Here is a 21,671-nt window from a genome sequence, read left to right on the forward strand (position 1 = left end):
CTCGAGAACCTCGGTCTAATCCGTGCTGAGAATTATGATCTTACCCGAGACCATCGACGTTGACGGACGTCAGTCTTGCGGCACTCTCGCCATGCAGGGACAATAGTCAGGTCGACGGCGACGGCGTGCTTTCGCGGGCCGACGGCAAAATGCGCTCGCACCGCGGGAACTGACAGCTGGCAACCGGCCGATTGCTGCCTCTCCTATTCGGTGGGAACGCATCGGCCCTGTCTGGCGGATGTGTCTTCTGCCCTATGAACAGGTTCGCACTTTGGCGCTTCGGGAGCCCGGTCTCCTAACCCCGCACGTCCTTTTCGAGCCAGGGGTCCGGGTGGACATTCGCAAGCGGAACGTCCTCGAGGCGCTTCGCGATATCTATCTCATGGACACGAATCGCTTCAGCGCCAAACTTTGCTAGGATTTCCTGCGCTTCCGCTTCCTTTTCGGCCGTTCGCACGCGCACCCAGAGCACAATTCCCCCTGACATCAGCTGGAGATCGAGTTCCTCCGCCTGCCTTTTTCCGAGCAGCCGCACCGCTGCCGCGCCGACACCCGCTCCAACCGTCCCGGCGGCCATCGCAGCCGCTGCTATAACCGCGAGGCTTCCTCCGGAAGCGACGATAGACATTACTGTGGCCGCCGCGCCGACATAGAAAAGAATTCCAGCGACACCTGCGGTCGCCAATGCGAGGTCATCTCGCGCGACGAATGCACGGCGCGGTGTTCCCGGCACATCGGCAAGCTCCTCTGGTGGAATATAGAGCTGGCCGAGACGGCGTCTGACGGCTTCAACTTCACCCATGATATCCACGTCTGACCGGTCGAAGCCCGCGAGCAAAAGGGATTCAATCGTGTCCTCAAGGACATCCGATTTGTGAAACACACCCGCAACCTCGCGCACCCTTCGGGTCTCGAGAATTTCTTCGTCATCAACAGTGGTCATCTCACCGCGCCTCAACCCTTATGGCAGACCTGCATTTCATTGATGCAACCCTCCGGCCTGAACCCACGACGCCGCAGGGAGGTACTCCCGACGCCCGCTATTGCTACCAATGCAAAGACGCGACAGCACATCCTATGAGTAAAGGGATGCGTGAACTACTTTGCTTGTTCACGGACGCAGCGACGCCGCGCATAGCGTTCGAAACATTCTTCAATGCGGTCGGTAGTGTACAAGGCCGTCTTCAGTGCGCCATCACAAGGGAGATCGGGCACTTACGAAGTAACCTGTATGTAGTGCCTCCGAGCAACCATTCGCGCAGGCGCGAATGACCGTAACCACCCATCACGAGCAGATCGCCCTTACGAGCGACCACTTCATGGATGAGCACTGTCGCAATGTCCTGGAACCCCTTGTGCGGAACTCGCTCCAGCGAAGCGATAATGCCATGTCTCCGGAGGTATGCGACCAGCCTGTCATCCTGCACAGCCGAGAGGATTGAATCTGTTTCGGCGCCTATGCGCAGAACAGTTACCGCTTTTGATTTTTTCAGATACGGCAAGGCCTCCGCCACTGCACGCGTTGCCTCGCGACTCCCGTTCCAAGCGACAACTGAATGCTCAAAGCCTCCATCGAAGGTCTTCTGGTCGGCCACGAGAAAGATGTGTCGGCCCGCCTCGAATAGCGTCTCCTCGATCACGTCATGCAGTTCAATTGTATCATCATCGTCGCTCAGTCGAAGACCGACGAGTACGTCTGCGCTCCGACATTCCCGGGCGGTGAGGAACGCCCGCTCATGGGAATATGCATCGATACGACGCACCTCCGACGAAGGAGCGAGACTCTTCAGCCGCTCCTTCGTCCGCTCCTCGAATTGCCGTCCTTGTGCGCGTGCGTGTTCAAGACTCTCTGACCAGTCGGTTACGCTGGTCATGGTCTCTACGATGATCGGTTCGGGCAGAACATTGATTATCAGGCCAACAACATGCGTTTCGAAGAGTTTCGCCAAACTTTCTGCGGCTGCGAGGCGGAATTCGTCGCCACTGGTTCCGTCAACTCTGACAACCAAGACCTTTATCATTCTCGCCTCCAAGCTGTGGCAACGGTTTGACCTATGTCGACGGTCGGCCCAGTAGGATGAGACCTCGACCGTGCGAACACATTGACGCTCGTCAGCTTCGCCGCCCTTTTGCCCATGAGCGCGCCTTAAACCGCGGAAGCCCGACCATCGCCCCTCACAATCTGACGCCGCTGTTTGGTCAGGACTTGCACTCGGAGGGACACCTGCGATGACTCAGGCTGGTTCTGTTCTGCGAGCCAATCTCCATTGCCGTAGCTTTTCCGATCACCAGAGCGAGACCCCGACCGTGGGTCTTGGGACTTGCTTTGGAAAAATGATCAACGTCAGTGCATGGTGGTCGAGCCTCACCTATCCTGGCCACCGCACTTGAAGAAAGTCAGACGCGGAGACCGCTGTGAAAGCTCTAATCTTTGAGGGACCGGGCCGAAAGACGTTGAAGGACCGCAACATCCCGGTGATCGACAGCGCGACCGACGCAATTGTAAGGATGACGAAGACCACAATCTGTGGCACCGATCTCCATATCCTCAAAGGAGACGTGCCGTCGTGCACTCCTGGACGTATCCTTGGCCATGAGGGCGTTGGAGTCATAGAGCAGGTTGGCGCGTGTGTAACCCAGTTCAAGAAGGGCGACTCCGTGTTGATTTCCTGCATCTCGTCCTGCGGGAAGTGCGAGTACTGCCGGCGTGGAATGTATTCTCACTGCACCACAGGAGGCTGGATCCTTGGCAATACGATCGACGGGACTCAGGCCGAGTACGTTCGTATTCCTCACGCCGACACCAGCCTTTATCCGATCCCGGACGGGGCCGACGAAGACGCCCTCGTCATGTTGAGCGACATCTTGCCGACTGGCTTCGAATGCGGTGTTCTCAACGGCAAAGTGCAACCTGGCGGGTCCGTTGCCATCGTCGGCGCCGGTCCGGTCGGATTAGCTGCGTTACTCACTGGCCGCCCCGCACACGAAATTCCTGACACTCCCATCGGCGCATCGCTTCTGATGATGAAGACGCCAACGCCCGAGGGCTTCCGATCAGGCCGGCACTTTGCCGCCTGGATCGGCCTGACCCCGAAAGATCACTCCACAGCCGGCAAGGTCCGGCTCGGCGTGATTACACGCGCCGGCGACGAAGCCTTGAGAAGTACTCTGGTGGTCGGCGCCACCGCCCTCCTGCGACGAGTCCGCGACGGACGGGGCAGGAATTCCTCGCCCTGGCTCCTTGACCTCCTCAAGCGCAAGCCGCCGAAGCTCGTCGCCGTCGCGTTGGCGAACAAAATCGCGCGCATCGCCTGGAAGATGATGGTGACCGGCGAAGCGTACCGAACCAATGCTGTGCCGCCTAGTATGGCGTGCGCGGCTTAGAACATCAGCCAAACACGGGGAGCAGACGAAATGCGACCGTGTTTGTTGATGTCGGAACTTGCAAGAGAATGAGCAGGTGGTGTGATCGATCGATCCATGACGCAAGATACTCCGGATGACTCACTGGCCGTTGTAGGTCGCAGTCGTGTTAGGAACTCGCGTTGCGGAAACCATCTTGGCCCGCGGTCATGTGCGACCGCACAAAACAGAGGCCGGACATATGATCGCAAGCGATCCGATCAAAACGCTGCTCAACACCTTGCGAGGAGGGGCCCGTCCACATATGCGTCATCGTGCCGAGCCGCCCCTTCTTCATCGGCAGGCCGGGCTGGGTCCGGTCGAGCGCCTGGATCTGGCTCCTCTCGTCGACCGACAGCACGATGGCGTGGGCCGGCGGATCGACATAGAGTCCGACGACGTCGCGCAGCTTGTCGACGAATTTCGGATCGTTGGAGAGCTTGAACTGGCGCCAGCGGTGGGGTGCGAGGCCATGCGCCTTCCAGATGCGCCTGACGGCGCTGGCGCTGATGCCGGCTTCCTTTGCCATCATGTCGGCGGTCCAGTGCGTCGTCTCGCCCGGCGGATCGGCAAGGGTGAGCGCCACCACACGCCGGTACGACCGCGCCCCCGCTCAGCATCGCGATGAGCGAGAACAGGATCACGCCGACTTGGCCGTACATCTTCCCTTCGGCTCGGCGGCGGTCCGGGATCGCGGCAAGGCAGGGCGCGAGATCAATCGTCGTCATGGAGCAACCTCCGAATCAGGTTGCTCCCGATAGATTCAGAGAAGATCCCCTCGGAAAAGTGGAAAAACGCCGCTCAGTTCCCCCGGCGCTCTCGCGCCCCCCTCACAGCGTCAAGAGCGTTGAACAGCCTTGGAGGGTGGCCCAGGATCAGGCTCGCCGTCAAGATGATGCCGTCATTGGCGCCGATCACGGCGGCGCGCAGCCATCCAATTCGCCCGACAAGGTGCCTCTCTTTATGCAGACGACTCATGCTCAACCTTGCTCCATTGGTTCCAGGGGTTTCAGTGGTTTCATCCGCAGCGCTTCCCTCGTTCAAGCGTTGCTGAAATCTCAATTCTACCAGACGGAGGTGTCTGGGAGCTTACAGAAGCTCGATATCCCGTCGGGGGAATACTCCGCGAAACATGGTATCGGTAAGACTCGCGCCGCGAGACGCCCCGTTCCGAAGTCCCTGGGAAATGGCAATAGACACACCGCCTGCCACGTCTAGATCGAGCACCAAGCTCCCGTCTGGCATCTGGGCGCTCGGCTTCGTCAGCATGTTCATGGACATCTCATCGGAGATGATCCATGCGCTGCTGCCGGTCTATCTCGTGACCGTGCTCGGCGCGTCGACGCTGACGGTCGGCTTCATCGAAGGCATCGCCGAAGCGACCGCCAACATCACCAAGATATTCTCCGGCGCGCTGTCCGACTGGCTCGGCAAGCGCAAGTTGCTGACCGCCCTAGGATATGGCCTCGCCGCCTTCACCAAGCCGATCTTCCCGCTGGCCGACTCGGTCGGCTGGGTCGTGGGGGCGCGATTCATGGATCGTATCGGCAAGGGCGTCCGCGATGCCCCTCGGGATGCGCTCATCGCCGATCTGGCGCCGGCGGAGGTGCGTGGGGCGAGCTTCGGCCTGCGTCAGGCGCTCGATACGGTCGGCGCCTTTGCCGGGCCGCTCGCCGCGATCGTCCTGATGTCGCTCAGCTCCGACAATTTCCGCTTCGTGTTCTGGATCGCGGTCGTCCCGGCCTTCATCTCGCTCGCGGTGATGATTTTCGCCGTCCGCGAACCGGTCCGGCACGAAGCCGACGCCAAGCCGAGGCTCCGTCTCGTGGATGCGAAACGCCTGCCCGGCCAGTTCTGGGCCGTGGTCGGCGTCGCCACCATCCTTACCCTTGCCCGGTTCTCCGAGGCATTCCTTATCCTGCGTTCCCAGAATGTCGGTCTGCCGATCGCGCTGGTGCCCACCGTCATGGTGGTGATGAACATCGTCTACGCACTTGGCGCCTATCCGGCCGGCGTGCTCTCCGACCGGATCGGAAGAGGTGGATTGCTCGCGGTCGGTATCGTCTGCCTGATCGTCGCCGACCTCATACTCGCGCTCGGTTCGACCATTTCACTCGTCATGATCGGTGTCGTGTTCTGGGGACTGCACATGGCGCTCACGCAAGGGCTTTTCGCGAGCCTCGTGGCCGACACCGCCCCGCAGGATCTTCGCGGGACGGCGTTCGGCGTGTTCAACTTCGCCGGAGGCATCGCCATGCTGATCGCCAGCGTCATCGCCGGCGGCTTGTGGGACGCCTACGGTCCGGCCGCGACCTTTCTAGCCGGCGCGGGGTTCACCGTGGTTGCCTTGATCGCTTTCGGCCTGTCGCAACGCTGGGCCAGCAGCACCTCCCCTGACCCGAGCAAGGATTGACGTGCCCCTCGCCCCGAAACTCAAGCCGTCAGCCACCCGCGCCAGGATCGCTTCAGGATCTCCAGGACGACAACCAGACCTATGGCGGTGCCGAACGCGACGGCGAGATCATCGGCATGCAGCGGCCCGAAGCGAAAAAGATCGCGCGCCGGCGCCCATGCCAGGGCAGTGCCCAGCAGGACGCCGGCCACGGCGCTCACCCACCACAGCGCGCGATTGTCCCACCGGAGCGCCCCGCGCACCGAGCTGTCGAAGGAGCGGTTGACCAGCACCAGTCCCAGATTGGCCAGCACGAGCGACACGAAGGTGAGCGCACGCACATCCCCCGCCGGCATGCCGCGCCGCAGCGCCAGCAGATAGAGTGCGGCAACGGCTGCGAAGGCGAGAACGCCCTGCAGCAGGCTCCAGAGCACGAGCCCCGACGAGAACAGACGGCTCGTCGCCGCGCGCGGCGGCCGGCTCATGATGTCCGTCTCCTCCTTTTCCGCCTCGAAGACCAACGAGCAAACGGGATCGATGATCATCTCGAGAAAGGCGATGTGGATCGGCGAGAAGATGATGGGCCGGCCGGTCAGCAGTGGCAGCAGCGCCAGGCCGGCGATCGGCACATGCACGGCGAGGATATAGCCCATCGCCTTGCGCAGATTGTCGTAGATGCGCCGGCCGAGACGGACGGTCTTGACGAACGAGCCGAAATCATCGTCGAGCAGGACGAGCGCGGCGGCTTCCCGCGCCACATCGGTGCCGCGGCCGCCCATGGCGATGCCGATATCGGCGGCCTTGAGCGAGGGGGCATCGTTGACCCCGTCGCCCGTCATTGCGACGACGGCCCCCGTCGCCTTGAGCGCGCGGACAATCCGCAGCTTCTGCGCCGGCATGGTACGGGCGAATACAGAGACCGAGGCCACCCGCCGGTTCAGTTCCGCATCGCTCATCGCCTCAAGGTCATCGCCGGTGACGACGGTGTCGGCGGCGAAACCAGCCTTATTGGCGATCGCCAGAGCCGTCGCGGGATAGTCTCCCGTGATCATGATGACGCGGATACCAGCCGAGCGGCATTCTTTCACGGCCTCCAGCACTGATGGCCGCAGCGGGTCGGCAAGCCCGACAAGGCCCAGACAAGTGAACGCGAACCCTTTCGGCGATGCGGGCCACTTCGCGCCGCGAAAGCGCGCCTCCGCCACCGCGAGGACCCGCATGCCCTCGGCGGCCATCCGGTCGACGTCGCGGGCGAGCGCGCCGAGCGCTTCCTGATCGAGCCGGCAAAGCGCGGCAATCGCCTCCGGCGCACCCTTTGCGGCGACCTTGCAATCGTCCGTCCCGGAAACCTTCCAGACCTGTGTCACCGCGAGCAGATCCGGGCGTAGACCATAGCGGTGCACGAGTTCTTGTTTGTCCTCCGCGTCGCCTTCGCTGCTGCCCGCCTGCGCGGCCAAGGCATGAAACGCCCTCTCCATCGGATCGAACGGATCGGGAGCGCTTGCGAGCTGGCCCCAGTCGACGAGGCGCCGGAACCTGTCCGGCAACATCGACTCCCGTCCGGGCTCGAGACGGAGCATCTCATCGCCGGCAACGAGACAGATGATCGACATGCGGTTCTCAGTCAGCGTACCGGTCTTGTCGGTGCACAGGACCGTTGCCGCTCCAAGGGTCTCTATGGCCGCGGCGCGGCGGGTGAGCACGCGCGCCCGCGATATCCGCCACGCGCCCATGACAGTGAACACGGTCAGGACGAGGGGAAACTCCTCGGGCAGCATCGACATACCGAGCGCGATGCCTGCGAGAAGCGCCTCGAGCCAGGACCCGCGCCACAGACCGTAGAGGAGGACGGTCAAGGCACAGGCCGCGAGACCGAAGATGGCAAAGACACGCACCAGCCGGCGGGTTTCCTGAGTCAGGCGGGGTGGCGCGCTGTCGATCGCCTCCAGCGCCTGACCGATCTGGCCGATCTCGCTGCGCGGCCCCGTGGCCTGGACCCGCGCCAGTCCCTGGCCGCGCACCACAAGGGTGCCAGAGAAGACGAAAGGCAAATCGTCACCGCCTGGCCGCGCGGCACGGACGTCATCGCCGGCCACGACTTTGCGGACTGGCGCCGATTCACCAGTCAGGAGCGACTCGTCGGCCTGCACGTCGGTCGCTGCCATGAGGCGCGCGTCCGCAGGCACCCGGTCGCCTTCGCCGAGGACGATGATATCGCCGCGAACCACTTCGCGGCCTGGGATCCGCTGTCGCTCGCCGTCGCGAATAACGAGCGCACGCGGGCTGGTGAGATCCCGCAGCGCCTCGAGCACGCGCTCGCTACGGCTCTCCTGCACGATGGCGATGATGACCGAAATCGACGCGAAGACGAGAAGCATCAGCGCCTCGACGCGGTCGCCGAGCAGGAGGTAGATGATACCAGAGCCGATGAGCAGACCGAACATTGGCTCGCGCACGATTTCGAAGGCGATGCGCGGCAGCGATCGATGTCCAGCGCGCGGCAGCTCATTGTAGCCTTCTGCCGCGAGACGGGATCGCGCTTCGCCGCTTGTCAGTCCTTCCAAATCATCCCGCACGATGACGGCCTCCTTGATGTATCGGGATGGCGCCGCCGGTCGAGAGGAGCTGCGTTCGGGGTGCTGACTTGAAACGATTGATTCCCGGTAAATCGATCTCATTCCGACACTAGCCTGTAGAAGATCGCCCGCATTGCGTCGAGAGCCAGGATGGCCGTAGGCAACAGCAAAGCACCGGCGAGCTTGTTCATCCGAAGCGGCCCGAAAGGCGATGCCTCCGAATCTCGGAGACAAGCACGCCGCGGAGCGCTGTCGGGTAGGCCTGGGCGAGCGCAATTCGACCACAAGCAGCGGCAAGGTACCGTTCTGTGTCAGAGGCAAGAAGAGGTACTCCAAATGTGGCTGTCAAAGCTCACGAGGGGAGCCCTCCATGTCACAGCAGGCTGCGACGATTGAGAGTCTACCAATGGCCTTCGAGATGGTGAAGGCTGACAGGTTAGAGTGGGCGGAAGGTTATCGCCCGCTCGGCCGGCAGGCCTTTGAAGAGATCATCGAGCAACAGATGGCCACCGCAGTCGAGGTCTATCTGGAGCAGCTCGAAGGCGACGACGTTGCGCACCGCCGCAACCGTTACTACCGCCGGCATCTGCTGACCGAGCTTGGGGACATCGAACTTGTGCCACGGACCCGGCGCTACAGCCCCGGTCGAGGTGCTGCGCACGTACGGCCAGCCCACGGCCGAGATCGACCGGGTGATCCTCGCCGGCTTTGTGCTCGGCTTGTCCACCCGCAAGGCGGGCGAGGCACTGCCTGCCCTGCTCGGGCGGCCGGTGGGCGCCGCAACGGTGAGCCAAGCCAGATATTATTTGCCCGGTGCACCCGCTGCGATGCTGGTGCGGATGCCGTCAAATATCTTCGTTCCGTCCTCCAGCAGATGTGACACCGACTGCTGCGCAAACGCGGCATTCAGCTTCAACGCTTCAGCGGGATCGGTGCACTGGGAGACCTGTCTCAGGTAAGTTGCCTGATCCTGCAGCCTGTCTGCGGCAAGGCCCAGAACCTTCCCCCATCCGTCGGCGTAAATCTTTGCCGGCGCGTCGCTCCAGAGTTTTACCCAGTCTGTATTGCCCAGAGACGCGAATAGGGGATTGGATGCGGCCGTTTGGCTTTTCGGCGGTGTCGTTTCGGTCGCCATGACGAGGTAATGGGAGTGTCAGGAATTTCGTGTGCGGGGCGGCGGTTGAAGATCAGGCCATCATGGCCCTTGTGAAACGCTCTCCGAAGAGAACGGCGAACTGGGCTTTCGCCATGACCCATTCACGCGGCGGCATTTTCCACTCCTTTTCCGAGCGGTTCAAGACGAGAAGAGCAGCTTCATCGCGGCCTCGTCGGTGGGGAAGTGGCCCCTTGCCCGAACGGCGCGGCGCAGCTTGGCGTTCAGCGCCTCGATCGCATTCGTCGTGTAGAGAATGCGGCGGATATCGGCCGGAAAGGCATAGAACGGAACGATCTCGCTCCAGGCCCGTCGCCAGCTCTGGCCGATAGCCGGGTAGCGGCGGCCCCACAGGCTTTCCTCGAAGGCCCCGAGCGCGACCTCGCCGGCAGCGGCGTCCACGGCGCGATAAATGCCCTTCAGCGCCGCGGCGACGGCCTTGCGATCCTTGTAGGAGACGAAGTCCAGGCTGTGGCGCAGCAGATGGACGATGCAGGTCTGGACCGTCGCCTCGGGAAACACGGCGCGGATCGCATCGGGGAAACCCTTCAGGCCGTCGACGACGGCGAGCAGGATGTCCTCGGTGCCGCGGTTGCGCAGCTCGTTCATGACGCGCAGCCAGAACTTGGCGCCCTCATTCTGTTCCAGCCAGAGACCCAGGATCTCCTTGGCCCCATCGGCGCGAACGCCGAGCGCGATATGGACCGCCTTGTTGCGCACGATGCCCTCGTCGCGGACCTTGACCCGCAAGGCGTCGAAGAACACCAGGGGATAGACCGGCTCCAGCGGGCGGGCCTGCCAGGTGGCGATCTCCTCCAGCACGGCATCCGTGACGGCACTGACGAGATCAGGCGAGACCTCGATGCCGTAGAGCTCGCGCAGATGCCCGACAATCTCCCGGGCGCTCATACCGCGGGCGTACATCGACACGATCTTGTCGTCGAAGCCGGGAAAGCGGCGCTGGTACTTGGCGATGAGCTGCGGATCGAACGTCGCTTGCCGGTCGCGCGGGATATCCAGTTCGATCCGGCCGGTCTCGGTCGTCACCGTCTTACGGCCATAGCCGTTGCGGCTGTTGCCGGCCTCATCGCCCGCCAGATGATGATCCATCTCGGCGTTCAGCGCCCGTTCGGCCAGGGCCTTCTTCAGATCGTCGAGCAGTCCATTGGCGTCAAAGGCCGTCTTGGGATCGGCGCCGGCCAGAAGCTGGTCCAGGAGCGCATCAGGAATGCGGGGTGCCTTGCGTCGTGCCATCGGAAACCTCCATCAGGTCCAGTATGGCCGCCCCGCACACGAAATTCCTGACACTCCCCGAGGTAATCCTTTCAAGAAAAGTGGTTGACACTATTATTCTATTATCAAGGCGCCGGTCGTCATTGATTTATCGCAACGCGCGTTGACCAAAAACATGATATCGGTAGGCATTCCATAAACGCAAATGAAATCCGGAGTTTCTCATGGCCCGATCCACCGCCCGCGCCGCGGCAGCCAAGCGCGAGCAGATCCTCGAGGCGGCGATCCTGCGGTTCGGGCGGCAGTCCTATGAAGACACGACCCTCAGGGCGATCGCCGCCGATGTCGGTATCGATTTCGCCCATGTGCATCGCTCCTTCGGCTCGAAGGAACTGCTCTTCGCCGAGGCTGTCCGGGCAACGAGACGCCCGGAACGTTTCCTTGGGACCTCGCCGGGTCTTCTTGCCACCAAACTCTCAACCGAGCTCCTCTCGCATAAGGCACTACGCCACGACGACGAGGTCGGGGCGTTCGATATCGTCATGCGCTCGCTGAGCAGCCGTGAAGCCTCCAGGATCCTGCACGACAGTGCTCTGACCGATTTCATCGAGCCAGTTTCAAAGATGACCTATCCGTCCTCCGCCCGGCGCGCCGCGATGATCGCCGCCGTGCTCCTGGGGATCGGTGTCCTCAGGGAGGTCCTCACGGTCGAGCCGCTGCTCGATACCGAGGATGGTGAGGTCCAGCAGCTCACCGTCCAACTGCTCAAGGTTCTGATCGGCGACCGTCCCTATGATGTGGCCGCACGCGCGGCTGAAGGAGACGACCGATGACGACAGCAGCCTCCGCCGCCAAGCCTTCGACGTCGGTTGTCGCGGCGGGCGAAGAGAGCGTCGGCAGCGAAGGGTTTCGCGCCATCGACCGCATGAGCGACATGTTCGTAGCGCAGTTCACGGCCGGCTTTTCCCCGGCCTCCCTTGCGCTCGCCTTTTTCGACTGGTCAATTCATCTGGCGGCCGCCCCAGGCAAGCGCGCGGAACTCGTCAACAAGGCGGCGCGCAAGACAGGCCGCTTCCTCGGCTACCTCGCCGCGGCCAGCACCCATTCCGATACGCCGCCGTGCATCGAGCCGCTGCCGGGGGATTATCGGTTTGCGGCGGAGGGCTGGAAGAAGCAGCCCTACGCCGCCTTCGCCCAGGCGTTCCTGCTCAATCAGCAATGGTGGCACAACGTCACCCACGAGGTGCCCGGCGTCACACCGCACCACGAGCACGTCGTCTCCTTCCTCGCCCGCCAGCTGCTCGACACGTTCTCACCCTCGAACAATCCGCTCACCAATCCCGAGGTCGTCGCCAAGGCCTTTGAGACCGGTGGTGCGAATTTCATCCAGGGCTGGCGCAACTTCGTCGAGGACGCCACCCGCACGGCCACCAACCAGCCGCCGGTTGGAACCGACGGCTTCATTCCCGGCAAGGATGTTGCCGTCACGCCCGGCAAGGTCGTCTACCGCAACCACCTGATCGAGTTGATCCAGTACGCCCCGACGACCGACAAAGTCCGGGCGGAGCCAGTCCTGATCGTCCCGGCCTGGATCATGAAGTACTACATCCTCGATCTCTCGCCGGAGAATTCGCTGGTCCGCTACTTGGTGGAGAATGGCCACACCGTCTTCTGCGTCTCCTGGCGCAATCCGGACGCCGCCGACCGCGACCTCACCATGGACGACTATAGGCGCATGGGCGTCATGGCCGCCCTCGACGCCGTCAACGCCATCGTTCCCGATAGGAAGATCCACGCCACCGGTTACTGCCTCGGCGGGACGTTGCTGACGATCGCCGCCGCCGCCATGGGACGGGCGGGCGACGACCGGCTCGCCTCGGTGACTCTGCTCGCTGCCCAGATCGATTTCACCGAGCCCGGCGAACTCGCGCTTTTCATCGACCACAGCCAGATGCATTTCCTCAACAGCATGATGTGGAACAGGGGCTATCTGTCCGCCGATCAGATGGCCGGGGCCTTCCAGCTCTTGCGCACCAACGACCTCATCTGGTCGCGTCACGTGCGCGAGTATCTGATGGGTGAGCGTGCGCCCATGATCGATCTCATGGCTTGGAACGCGGATTCCACCCGCATGCCCTATCGGATGCATTCCGAATACCTGCGCCGCCTCTATCTCGACAACGAGCTGGCGGCAGGCCGCTTCATGGTCGATGGCCATCCTGCGGTTCCTCAGAACATCCGCACGCCCCTGTTCGTCGTCGGCACCGAGCGCGACCACGTCGCGCCGTGGCGGTCCGTTTACAAGGTCCACCAGCTCACCGACACCGACGTCACCTTCGTCCTGACGAGCGGCGGCCACAATGCCGGTATCGTCAGCGAGCCCGGTCATCCCCGGCGCCGCTTCCGTGTCGCCACGAAACACGTCGCCGACCTCGATCTCGGTCCAGAGGAATGGCTCCTCGCGGCGGAACAGAAGGACGGCTCCTGGTGGATCGAGTGGACGCAGTGGCTCGGTGCCCATTCCTCGTCGGAACCCATACCGCACCCCGGCATGGGCGCTCCGGACAAAGGCTATCCGCCGATCGAGGACGCGCCGGGCACCTACGTTTTGCAGCGATGAGGGTGTGATGACCTGGGATTTCCTCACCAATCACGCTTTCAATGCGCTGCAGCCCCGGAGGCACAGCCTCTCTGGTGCTGATCGCCGCACGCAACGACGTCGGCTTGTTCGCCGCAGCCTCGGGGGACGCGAAGCTGGTGCATCACGTATTCAGGCAACTGTGAACGGATGTGAGATTGATCTTTACGGGGCAGCTTCCAGTGCCGCATAAAAAGCACTCTGCGGAAGAGAAACAAGCCTCACGCTCGGGTCGCCATCGAGCGCACATCAGTGGTCTCACAACACAAAACGACTTACCGCTCGGTCCAAGGATTGGTATCGAACATATAGTGATCGACGGGAGGTTGGTGAGCGTTCGAGAACTAAGCGTAGTCGAAAAATCATTTGGCCGCCTTCTGCATTTCGAGGCCGATCTGACCGGACAAAGGCCCCCGATTCTCCTCGTGGCGCCTCTCTCCGGCATGAGGGCAGAAATTCTCTACGACATGATCCTTGGACTACTGCCCTGGCACGACGTCTATTGTCTCACCTGGAAAGACGCCGCTGACGTTCCCGCCGGAGACGGTCCGTTCCGCCTCGAAGACAACATCACCTATGTCGTCGAGACGATCCGGTATCTCGGGGCTGGAACCCATGTGATCGGACTTTGCCAGTCCGCCTTGCCCGCGCTGGCGGCGGCGGCGATCCTCGCGGAGGATCTGGGGCGGCCCGCGACGCTGACGCTCCTGGGCGGCAAGCTCGACACGCGCATCAACCCGACCCGGGTCGATCTCCTGACACGCAGCCTGCCTCTGGCGTGGTTCGAGAACTGTTCCATCTCCACCGTTCCCGCCTCCCGGCGAGGGCACGGCCGGCGTGTCTATCCGGGCAGCACCGAGCTGATGATGCTTTCGACCTATCTGTTCCGTCATTGCGCGAGCGGTGGCGAACTTCTCGCCAAGTTCTTCCATGACGACGGCAGCGATGCTGCAGGCCATCCGTTCTCCAAACTTTTCTTCTCGATCGACGATGTGCCGGCGGAATTCTTCCTCGACACGGTCGCCCTGGTGTTCCAGCAGTCTGCGTTGGCAGAAGGCCACCTGGCGTGGCAGGGCACGACAATCACCCCTGAACGCATCACCGGGACCGCGCTGCTGACCATCGAAGGCGAGGCTGATGACATTTCAGGTCCAGGCCAAACGCGGATAGCCCATGATCTCTGTGCGGGGATACCCGCCGAACGGCGTGGCCATCTGCTCTGCCCGCACACTGGTCATGTCGGGCTGTTCTTCGGCTGCCGCTGGCGGCAGGAGGTTCTTCCGCATATCAGCCGCTTCATTCGGGAGAATGGAAATTGAGCCCTTCGGCCGCACGTATCCTGCGCGGGATTCCGGTCCCGCCGCCCGGGGAGAAATATGCCTTCCGGCCCGGGAGGGCCGCTCCCGGCGCTTATCTCGCTCAGGCGCGGCCCAGCCCTATATTGCGTAAAGGACCCACGTCATAATGCCCGGGTTCGAGCCCGGCCAAGGGGTGGCGACGGACGCGGCTCCGTCCGGCAGCAACGCGCACTCCCCGCCGCGCCATATCGATTTCCTGCTGGTCGGAGGCGGCGTCGCCAGCGCCGTCGCGGCCGAGACGTTGCGGGCGGAAGGGGCTGCCGGCTCGATTCTGATCCTGTCGCAGGAGGATCTGCCGCCCTACCACCGACCGCCCCTGTCCAAGCGGATGCTACTCGACGACGGCATCGGGCAGCAGATCTTCGTTCACCCCGAAAGCTTCTATCGCGAGAAGGCGATTGATCTGCAACTCAACACCCGGGTGGCATCCGTCGATCCGGAAAGCCACACGATAACGACCGCAACGGGCGAACGGATCCGCTATGGCCAGCTCCTGATCGCCACCGGCGCGACACCGAAGCCTCTTCCCGTTCCCGGCGCGGACCTCGCCGGAATCCATACGCTGCGGCAGAAAGGCGACGCCGAGACGGTTCGTCGGGCGGCCGCGCAGGCCAAGCGTGCCGTGGTGCTCGGCGGCAGCTTTCTGGGGATGGAAATCGCCATGTCGCTGGTCGAGCTCGGCCTTGAGGTCACCATCATCGAGTTCGGCGCGCGGCTTCTTCCGCATCTCGAATCCGCCGACCTCTCCGCTTACTTCCAACGCTATGTCGAAGGTCGTGGAGTCTCGGTGCTGCTCAACGGCACGGCTGCGGCGTTCCGCGGCCAGGACCATCTTCGGGAACTCGAAACGACATCGGGGCATCGGATATCCTGCGATCTCGCCGTCGTCAGCATCGGCGTCGTGCCGGCCACGGAGTTCCTGCGCGGCAGCAACATCGTCCTCGAGGACGGACGCGTCGTGGTGGACGCGCTGCTGAGGACGAGCGCGCCGGATGTCTTCGCGGCCGGCGATGTCACCACCTTCTATGACCCGGTTTTCGCGCGGCGCCGCCACATCGAACATTGGGACAACGCGGTGAAGCAGGGCCGCCTCGCCGCCAGGAACATGATGGGCCGCCGGCTGCCCTATGACGAGGTCTCCTATTTCTTCTGCGAGATCGGCGAGATCGGTTTCAACATGCTCGGCTGGCCGGCGGAGGCGGAAGAACGTATCGGCCGCGGCGCGATCCAGGACCGGTCCTTCGCGCTGTTCTATCTCAGGGACGACGTGCCGCGTGCGCTGTTCTCGATAGGCAGGCCTGTCGACGAAACCCGGCTCGCCGAAGGCTTGATCCGCCATAGGGTGAACGTGAACGCGATCAAGGACCGGCTGAACGACCCGGCCTTTCTCCTCGACCATATTCCCACGCAGACCGCGCTGGTCCTTCAGGGTGGGGGTGCGCTTGGTGCCTTCGAATGCGGCGTCGTCAGGGCACTCGAAGAGGAGGGGATTTTCCCGGACATCGTCGCCGGCGTGTCGATCGGCGCGTTCAACGGCGCGATCATCGCCAGCAACCCGCGTCACGCGACGCCTGCCCTTGAAGCATTCTGGGCTGATCTGGCCGTCGCGACCGCGGACTTGCCGTTCGCGTGCGGAGAGGGAATGGCCGCGGCATTGCAGATCCTGACATTCGGAGTGCCGCGCTTTTTCCGACCCCGCTGGATGCAGCCGTTCTATTCACTCACCGAATTCCCGATAAACTGGACGAGCTATTACGACACCGCGCCGGTGAAGGAGCTTCTTGCGAAATACGTGGATTTCGCGGCTCTCAAGACAAGCCCGGTGCGGCTGCTTCTCAGCGCTGTCAATGTCACCACGGCGGAGCTTGAAGTCTTTGACAGCGACGTCGACGATCTCACTCCAGAGCATGTCCTGGCGAGCGGCAGCCTGCCGCCGGGGTTCCCCTGGACGGTCGTCGACGGCAAGGCCTACTGGGACGGCGGCATCGTCAGCAACTCGCCGATCGATCTTGTCATCGATCGCTGCGGTTCGGACGGCAAGCGCGTTTTCATCGTCGACCTGTTCTCGGGCACAAGTCCGCTTCCGACCAACATGATGGAGGTGCTGCTCCGACGCGACGAGATCGTCTATTCTGAACGGATCAGAAGTGACCTACGCCATCGCGAAACGATCGGCGCCTACCGCAAGCTCATCGATCACCTTCTCACCCATCTCGCGCCGGCGGAGATCGCGAGGATCAAACATTTACCAGCATATATTCAGCTCATGGGCGACGGAGCTGCGACGACCATCACGCGGTTCGTGCGGCAAGGACAAGACCGAGAGCCTGCTTCCCTCGACTATGATTTTTCATACAAGACCATTCGATCGCATCAAACCGAAGGTTACGCGGTCGCCAGGAAGGTCATTCGCGGTGGCTCACCTTGAGGGAACTCGGACTTGAATACGTCGGGCTTCAACGGCTGATGCAGGGCCTCGACCAAAGCCTTTTCTCGCGCTTCCATCAGAGAGTATACCTTGCGGGGCGGGCCTCCCGTCGCCTTTCGATCAGCCCCTCGCGCCAAAGGCGATCGAGCGCCGGATAGATGGCCCCGAAGCTTGCCTCGGTGAAGTAGCTGAGCGGCCCTTCCGCAGCGCGTTTGCGGATCTCGTAACCTGTCGCCTCTCCAAAGGACAGGATGGCCAAACATAGCGTCTTGACGTGCATGTCATCAAAAGACGGCACTCTGCCGGCCATTTGTTCGCGCCGGCGATTCCCGGGGCAACTCGCCCCAACTCGGTCTGCGCAAGCGGCAGCTTGCCGGCTCCGGCAGGGCACACTCCAACGGGCAACCGATCCAGCTCCCGGAAAACCGCGACGCGGCGGCGGGCGGCCCATCTCCGCGCCACTCTTGCCCGCTCTTCGCCGCTGCCGCGTGGAACTTTCGACGCTGCTGGTTTTGATCTTGTTCCGATCATCGTGCGGGCGTCGTGCCCGAGACGGCCACCAGCAGGCTGCATGGCGCGTGGGCGAGCAGCGAAGCGCCGACGGAGCCGTGCCACCACCGGGCCAGCGCACTCTGTTCGCGGTGACCGACCACGATCAGATCGGCGGCGACCTCGTGCGCAATTCGGCCGATCTCCTCGGCGGGGTTGCCCGTGCTGAGGCGCGTTTGGACGGAGAGGCCCGCCCGCCGCAGCTCTTCCGCGCCCGCCGCTAGCACGCGGCGCACTTCCTGATATTCACGCTCCGGCAAGTCTGAGGGTGCCGCCGCTTCAGCGAGCGCGACACCCAGCTCATGGGCGACGACGGCGAAGAGATAGACACGAGCCTGGCAAAGCGAGGCCAGTTCGGCCCCCTGACCGAGCGCCTCGCGGCCTTGCTGGCTGCCGTCATAGGCCAGGAGGATCGTCTGGTACATTGTGGTTCTCCTTCAATGAGCGCCGTGGAAAGCCTTTCCGGAGCCAGGCTGCGGACAGAGTGGGCGGGCGAGCTTTGCCTCTATCTCTGGACATTCGATAGGTAGCTATCTATTGTTATAATAAAGGAGCTATTCAGGCAATGAAATGAAGCTGCCTCTCAACGATCAGGAACGATTCGGCCTCCACCTCGGGCTGGTCGCCCGGCTGTGGCGCGCCGAGATCGACCGGCGGCTGGCCGCCTTCGGCCTCACCGAATCCCGCTGGTTGACACTGTTGCATCTTTCTCGGCTGGCCGAAGCGACAACCCAGCGTGAATTGGCTGAGGCGGTCGGGGTGCGCGGGCCGACCCTGGTGCGCACGCTGGACCGGCTTGAAGCCGAGGGGCTGATCGAACGCCGGACAGAAGCTAGCGACCGCCGCACCAAATCGGTCCACCTGCGCGCGGAGGCCGTTCCCGTTCTGGAACGCATCGAAACGACCGCAGCGGCAGTGCGTGCGGAAATCTTCTCCGACATATCCCATGCCGAGGTGACGACCTGTTTGAGGGTCTTCGAGAAGATCGCCGGCAAGCTGGGTGGCGCGGAAACGACGATGCAGCTTACGCACCAAATCCCGATGGACAGGTGAGCCATGGACCAGCGTGTGAGCCGCTTGGAGCGCCAGAGCGACGATCGGGAAACCGATCTGCGCATAGCCCCCGACAAGGAGACGGAGGCAGCGTCAGAGGCGTTTTCCCCGCCTGGCCGCGCCCGGCCATGGCGACTGTATGGCGCGATCCTGGCGGGGCTGATCGTTCTCGGGGCCGGTGGCTGGTGGCTGTGGCAACAGTTCACCCACGTCTTTGTGACGGACGCCCGCGTTGCAGCCGACATCGTTGCCGTGAGCAGCCGGGTTCCCGGCTGGGTCACCGCCGTCGAAGTCATTGCCGGCGATTCCGTTCGCAAAGGCGACATACTGGTCCGGATCGACGACCGGGAAAGCCGCCTGCTCGTTCAGGAACTTGATGCGCAACTCATGGGAATCGCCCGCCGCCGGGAGGAAATCGAAGCCCGCATCGTACTCACCGGCCGTCAGACCGAAAGTCGTATTACCGCCAAACAGGCAGCGGTGAGGGCTGCGGAGGCCGCGTTGGCAGGAGCGACGGCACAACGCGATCTTGCCAGACAGGACAATGATCGGGCTGAGAAGCTGGCGCCGAGCGGCGCCATCACCCGCGCGCGCCTGGACCAGACGCGGGCGGCGCTGGAGACTGCAAAACAACAGGTGTTGAGCGCCCAGGCGGACCTGGAGAACGCCCGCGCCGCCGTTGCCGAGGCCGAAGCCGCACGCGAGGAGCTCACGGTGCTCCAACGCCAGTTGGCCGAGCTCGGTCCGGAAGAACAGCGGCTGCGCGCGCAACGGCAGCGCGCGGCGCTCGATCTCGAAGACCGCACCATCGTCATGCCGTTCGACGGCGTTGTGGACCAGACCTTCGTGGATGAGGGCGAATACGTCACCCCCGGCCAGCGACTGCTGATGGTGCATGATCCCGAGCGCATACGCGTCGAGGCGAACGTCAAGGAGACCGACATCCGCTTCTTCCAGCCCGGAAAGATCGTGACGATCACTGTCGATGCCCTGCCGGGGCGGCGCTTCGAGGGTAAGGTCACGCGCGTCGGGCAGGCTGCGACCAGCGAGTTCGCGCTGCTGCCCAACCCAAATCCGAGCGGCAACTTCACCAAGATCACCCAACGCCTGCCGGTTCGCATCGCCGTCCAGCAGGACGGTGGGGAAATCAAGCCCGGCATGATGGTAGAGCTGGAGGCCGGCACCGGTGACTAGCGCGCCGCACCCGGACAGTATCGAGGGGCTGTTCGCCCGCTTCGGCCCGGCGTATCGCTGGCTGGTCACGGCGACGGTCATGATGGGCACGATAGCCACCATCCTGACCGCGACCATCGTTAATGTGGCCCTGCCCGACATCATGGGCGCCTTCGGCATGGGCCAGGACAAGGCGCAGCTCCTGTCCACAGGCTTCCTTGCCGCGATGACCGGGACCATGCTGCTCAACGCCTGGATGGTCGAGACGCTCGGCCAGCGCGCGACCTTCATGCTGGCGGTGACGGTTTTCATCGTCGCCTCCGTCATGGGCGGGCTGGCTCCGGCGGAAGGGGTGCTGATACTGGCCCGCGTGCTCCAAGGCGGCGCGGCCGGCATCCTGCAACCCCTGGCCATGCAGATGATCTTTCAGGTCTTTCCACCGGAAAAGCGCGGCTCGGCCATGGGCATCTATGGCATCGGCGTGGTGCTGGCCCCGGCGCTCGGCCCCACGCTGGGCGGCATCATGGTGGATAGCTTCAGCTGGCGCTATGTGTTCTTCATGGCCGTGCCGTTCTGCCTTGTCGGGCTGTTCCTCGCCACCCTCTTCATGCCGGGGCGGGCAACTTCGGGATCGCCGCGCAAATTCGACTGGATCGGTTTCGGGCTGATGACCGTGTTCCTCGTGACCTTGCTCAACGGCCTGTCGAATGGACAACGTGATGGATGGTTCTCCGATTCCATCCTGCGCGACTTCGCCGTCGCCTTTGTCTCGGGCATCGGCTTCATCGTCTGGGAGCTGCACGCGCCCGCGCCCATGCTCAATCTCAAGCTCTTCACGAACCGGGTCTATGCGGGCGCGTCCGTCGTGGCCTTCATCTTCGGGGCGGGAATCTACGGTTCGACCTTCTTGATTCCGCTGTTCGCGCAGACAATCCAGGGCTACACGCCGACCCGCTCCGGCCTGCTGCTGATGCCGGCGGGGCTGATCCTGGCGCTCGTCTTCCCGATAGCCGGGCGTCTCACCGATAAGACGCCGGCCTATGTCATGGTCATGTTCGGCCTGGCGGTCTTCGCATGGTCGTCGTTCCTGATGACCGGCATCGATACCGATACCTCCTTCTGGCTGTTTGCCTGGTGGATCATGCTGGGCCGTATCGGGCTCGGCTTCATCATGCCGAGTCTGAACGCCGGCGCCCTCAAGGCGCTGCCAATGACGCTGCTCGGCCAGGGCTCCGGCGCGATCAACTTCGTGCGCCAACTCGGCGGCGCCTTCGGCGTCAACCTGCTTTCAATTGCCCTTGAACAGCGCTCGCAGCTCTACGTGGACAGCTTCACGGCGGCGCAGCACGCGGGTAACAGCACGACGACCGGCTTGCTGCGCGATGTGACCGGCTTGCTCGCGCAGGCCGGTGTGCCGGAAGCGATTCGCCAGGCCGGGGCGATGAACTATCTCGGTCGCATGATCTACAGCCAGGGCAACATGCTGGGGTACCGGGACAGCTTCTTTATCGTCGGCGCGATCTTCCTGGCCGCCCTTGTCCCGGCGTTGATGATGCGCCGGAGGTCCACGCCTCCGGCGCTGCAGGCAAGTGAGGCCATGCGTCACCCGCCATCGTCGCAGAACGCGATCCAGCAGGGTCGGTGACGCACGTCATAGTGCTATGGCGTAAACGTAGTGATCATCGCTATCGGGCGTGGCCCGGCAGATCTGGTTGA

General features: G+C 63.2%; 16 protein-coding genes and 3 pseudogenes. 9 read left to right on the forward strand and 10 right to left on the reverse strand.

Annotation, left to right across the window (positions count from 1 at the left end; genetic code table 11):
• Positions 1-295: 295 nt before the first annotated feature.
• Positions 296-943, reverse strand: a complete 648-nt coding sequence (locus tag AC1RM7_RS23110; protein WP_137901556.1) for a hypothetical protein — start codon at positions 941-943, stop codon at positions 296-298.
• Between the two features lie 241 nt (positions 944-1,184).
• Complete coding sequence (locus AC1RM7_RS23115; RefSeq protein WP_281807069.1) at positions 1,185-2,021, reverse strand: universal stress protein; 837 nt, start codon at positions 2,019-2,021, stop codon at positions 1,185-1,187.
• 394 nt (positions 2,022-2,415) lie between these two features.
• Here AC1RM7_RS23115 and AC1RM7_RS23120 point away from each other — a divergent pair, with 394 nt between their 5' ends.
• On the forward strand, positions 2,416-3,384 hold the full coding sequence (locus AC1RM7_RS23120; RefSeq protein WP_393986245.1) for an alcohol dehydrogenase catalytic domain-containing protein: 969 nt from the start codon (positions 2,416-2,418) through the stop codon (positions 3,382-3,384).
• Positions 3,385-3,667: 283 nt separating this feature from the next.
• Here the strand turns inward: AC1RM7_RS23120 and AC1RM7_RS23125 are convergent.
• Both AC1RM7_RS23125 and AC1RM7_RS23130 read right to left on the reverse strand, forming a co-directional pair.
• A pseudogene (locus AC1RM7_RS23125) lies at positions 3,668-3,994 on the reverse strand (transposase); the annotation flags it as partial.
• Between the two features lie 275 nt (positions 3,995-4,269).
• Positions 4,270-4,380: pseudogene (locus AC1RM7_RS23130) on the reverse strand (VIT1/CCC1 transporter family protein); the annotation flags it as partial.
• A gap of 208 nt (positions 4,381-4,588) precedes the next feature.
• On the opposite strand from AC1RM7_RS23130, the gene AC1RM7_RS23135 reads away from it, so the two are divergent.
• The gene (locus AC1RM7_RS23135; RefSeq protein ID WP_492839507.1) at positions 4,589-5,815 is read left to right on the forward strand and encodes an MFS transporter; all 1,227 of its coding nucleotides are present in this window, start codon (positions 4,589-4,591) and stop codon (positions 5,813-5,815) included.
• A 20-nt stretch (positions 5,816-5,835) separates the two neighbouring features.
• On the opposite strand, the gene AC1RM7_RS23140 is transcribed toward AC1RM7_RS23135, so the two are convergent.
• From AC1RM7_RS23140 to AC1RM7_RS23155, 4 genes and pseudogenes are all read right to left on the reverse strand, one after another.
• Positions 5,836-8,472 carry a cation-translocating P-type ATPase gene (locus tag AC1RM7_RS23140; protein ID WP_492839505.1) on the reverse strand — a complete coding sequence of 879 codons (2,637 nt, stop codon included), beginning with the start codon at positions 8,470-8,472 and terminating at the stop codon, positions 5,836-5,838.
• A gap of 334 nt (positions 8,473-8,806) precedes the next feature.
• Positions 8,807-9,103, reverse strand: coding sequence for a hypothetical protein (locus AC1RM7_RS23145; RefSeq protein ID WP_393986247.1), 297 nt, complete (start codon positions 9,101-9,103; stop codon positions 8,807-8,809).
• A gap of 69 nt (positions 9,104-9,172) precedes the next feature.
• Positions 9,173-9,505, reverse strand: a complete 333-nt coding sequence (locus AC1RM7_RS23150) for a phasin family protein (protein ID WP_393986248.1) — start codon at positions 9,503-9,505, stop codon at positions 9,173-9,175.
• Between the two features lie 52 nt (positions 9,506-9,557).
• A pseudogene (locus tag AC1RM7_RS23155) lies at positions 9,558-10,777 on the reverse strand (IS256 family transposase).
• Between the two features lie 203 nt (positions 10,778-10,980).
• Here AC1RM7_RS23155 and AC1RM7_RS23160 point away from each other — a divergent pair.
• The 4 genes from AC1RM7_RS23160 (at position 10,981) to AC1RM7_RS23175 (ending at position 17,180) form a co-directional block, all read left to right on the forward strand.
• Entirely contained in the window at positions 10,981-11,589 is a 609-nt protein-coding gene (locus tag AC1RM7_RS23160) for a TetR/AcrR family transcriptional regulator (protein ID WP_393986249.1), read from the forward strand.
• The gene (locus tag AC1RM7_RS23165) at positions 11,586-13,376 is read left to right on the forward strand and encodes a PHA/PHB synthase family protein (RefSeq protein ID WP_393986250.1); all 1,791 of its coding nucleotides are present in this window, start codon (positions 11,586-11,588) and stop codon (positions 13,374-13,376) included. The genes AC1RM7_RS23160 and AC1RM7_RS23165 overlap by 4 nt, the downstream gene beginning before the upstream one ends.
• Before the next feature lie 176 nt (positions 13,377-13,552).
• Positions 13,553-14,713, forward strand: coding sequence for a polyhydroxyalkanoate depolymerase (gene phaZ, locus AC1RM7_RS23170; protein WP_492839500.1), 1,161 nt, complete (start codon positions 13,553-13,555; stop codon positions 14,711-14,713).
• A gap of 145 nt (positions 14,714-14,858) precedes the next feature.
• Complete coding sequence (locus tag AC1RM7_RS23175; RefSeq protein ID WP_393986251.1) at positions 14,859-17,180, forward strand: FAD-dependent oxidoreductase; 2,322 nt, start codon at positions 14,859-14,861, stop codon at positions 17,178-17,180.
• Positions 17,181-17,256: 76 nt separating this feature from the next.
• Here AC1RM7_RS23175 and AC1RM7_RS23180 read toward each other — a convergent pair whose 3' ends face one another.
• Positions 17,257-17,490, reverse strand: a complete 234-nt coding sequence (locus tag AC1RM7_RS23180) for a PadR family transcriptional regulator (RefSeq protein WP_492839498.1) — start codon at positions 17,488-17,490, stop codon at positions 17,257-17,259.
• Between the two features lie 217 nt (positions 17,491-17,707).
• Positions 17,708-18,154, reverse strand: a complete 447-nt coding sequence (locus AC1RM7_RS23185) for a universal stress protein (RefSeq protein ID WP_393986253.1) — start codon at positions 18,152-18,154, stop codon at positions 17,708-17,710.
• Between the two features lie 145 nt (positions 18,155-18,299).
• Here AC1RM7_RS23185 and slyA point away from each other — a divergent pair, with 145 nt between their 5' ends.
• From slyA to AC1RM7_RS23200, 3 genes are read left to right on the forward strand one after another with little or no spacing between them, the layout of a single operon-like run.
• Positions 18,300-18,782, forward strand: a complete 483-nt coding sequence (gene slyA, locus AC1RM7_RS23190; protein ID WP_393986254.1) for a transcriptional regulator SlyA — start codon at positions 18,300-18,302, stop codon at positions 18,780-18,782.
• 3 nt (positions 18,783-18,785) lie between these two features.
• Positions 18,786-19,976 carry an HlyD family secretion protein gene (locus AC1RM7_RS23195; protein ID WP_393986255.1) on the forward strand — a complete coding sequence of 397 codons (1,191 nt, stop codon included), beginning with the start codon at positions 18,786-18,788 and terminating at the stop codon, positions 19,974-19,976.
• The gene (locus AC1RM7_RS23200; protein ID WP_393986256.1) at positions 19,969-21,600 is read left to right on the forward strand and encodes a DHA2 family efflux MFS transporter permease subunit; all 1,632 of its coding nucleotides are present in this window, start codon (positions 19,969-19,971) and stop codon (positions 21,598-21,600) included. The genes AC1RM7_RS23195 and AC1RM7_RS23200 overlap by 8 nt, the downstream gene beginning before the upstream one ends.
• Positions 21,601-21,671 lie beyond the last annotated feature (71 nt).

The sequence above is a fragment of the Afipia sp. GW822-FHT03D08 genome, from assembly GCF_058801645.1.

Excerpts from the sequence above, each read along its gene's own strand:
- AC1RM7_RS23110 (WP_137901556.1), bottom strand. The coding sequence starts at position 943 with ATGACCACTGTTGATGACGAAGAAATTCTCGAGACCCGAAGGGTGCGC.
- AC1RM7_RS23115 (WP_281807069.1), bottom strand. The coding sequence starts at position 2,021 with ATGATAAAGGTCTTGGTTGTCAGAGTTGACGGAACCAGTGGCGACGAA.
- AC1RM7_RS23135 (WP_492839507.1), top strand. The coding sequence starts at position 4,589 with ATGGCAATAGACACACCGCCTGCCACGTCTAGATCGAGCACCAAGCTC.
- AC1RM7_RS23140 (WP_492839505.1), bottom strand. The coding sequence starts at position 8,472 with ATGAGATCGATTTACCGGGAATCAATCGTTTCAAGTCAGCACCCCGAA.
- AC1RM7_RS23150 (WP_393986248.1), bottom strand. The coding sequence starts at position 9,505 with ATGGCGACCGAAACGACACCGCCGAAAAGCCAAACGGCCGCATCCAAT.
- AC1RM7_RS23160 (WP_393986249.1), top strand. The coding sequence starts at position 10,981 with ATGGCCCGATCCACCGCCCGCGCCGCGGCAGCCAAGCGCGAGCAGATC.
- AC1RM7_RS23165 (WP_393986250.1), top strand. The coding sequence starts at position 11,586 with ATGACGACAGCAGCCTCCGCCGCCAAGCCTTCGACGTCGGTTGTCGCG.
- AC1RM7_RS23175 (WP_393986251.1), top strand. The coding sequence starts at position 14,859 with ATGCCCGGGTTCGAGCCCGGCCAAGGGGTGGCGACGGACGCGGCTCCG.
- AC1RM7_RS23180 (WP_492839498.1), bottom strand. The coding sequence starts at position 17,490 with ATGGCCGGCAGAGTGCCGTCTTTTGATGACATGCACGTCAAGACGCTA.
- AC1RM7_RS23185 (WP_393986253.1), bottom strand. The coding sequence starts at position 18,154 with ATGTACCAGACGATCCTCCTGGCCTATGACGGCAGCCAGCAAGGCCGC.
- slyA (WP_393986254.1), top strand. The coding sequence starts at position 18,300 with ATGAAGCTGCCTCTCAACGATCAGGAACGATTCGGCCTCCACCTCGGG.
- AC1RM7_RS23195 (WP_393986255.1), top strand. The coding sequence starts at position 18,786 with ATGGACCAGCGTGTGAGCCGCTTGGAGCGCCAGAGCGACGATCGGGAA.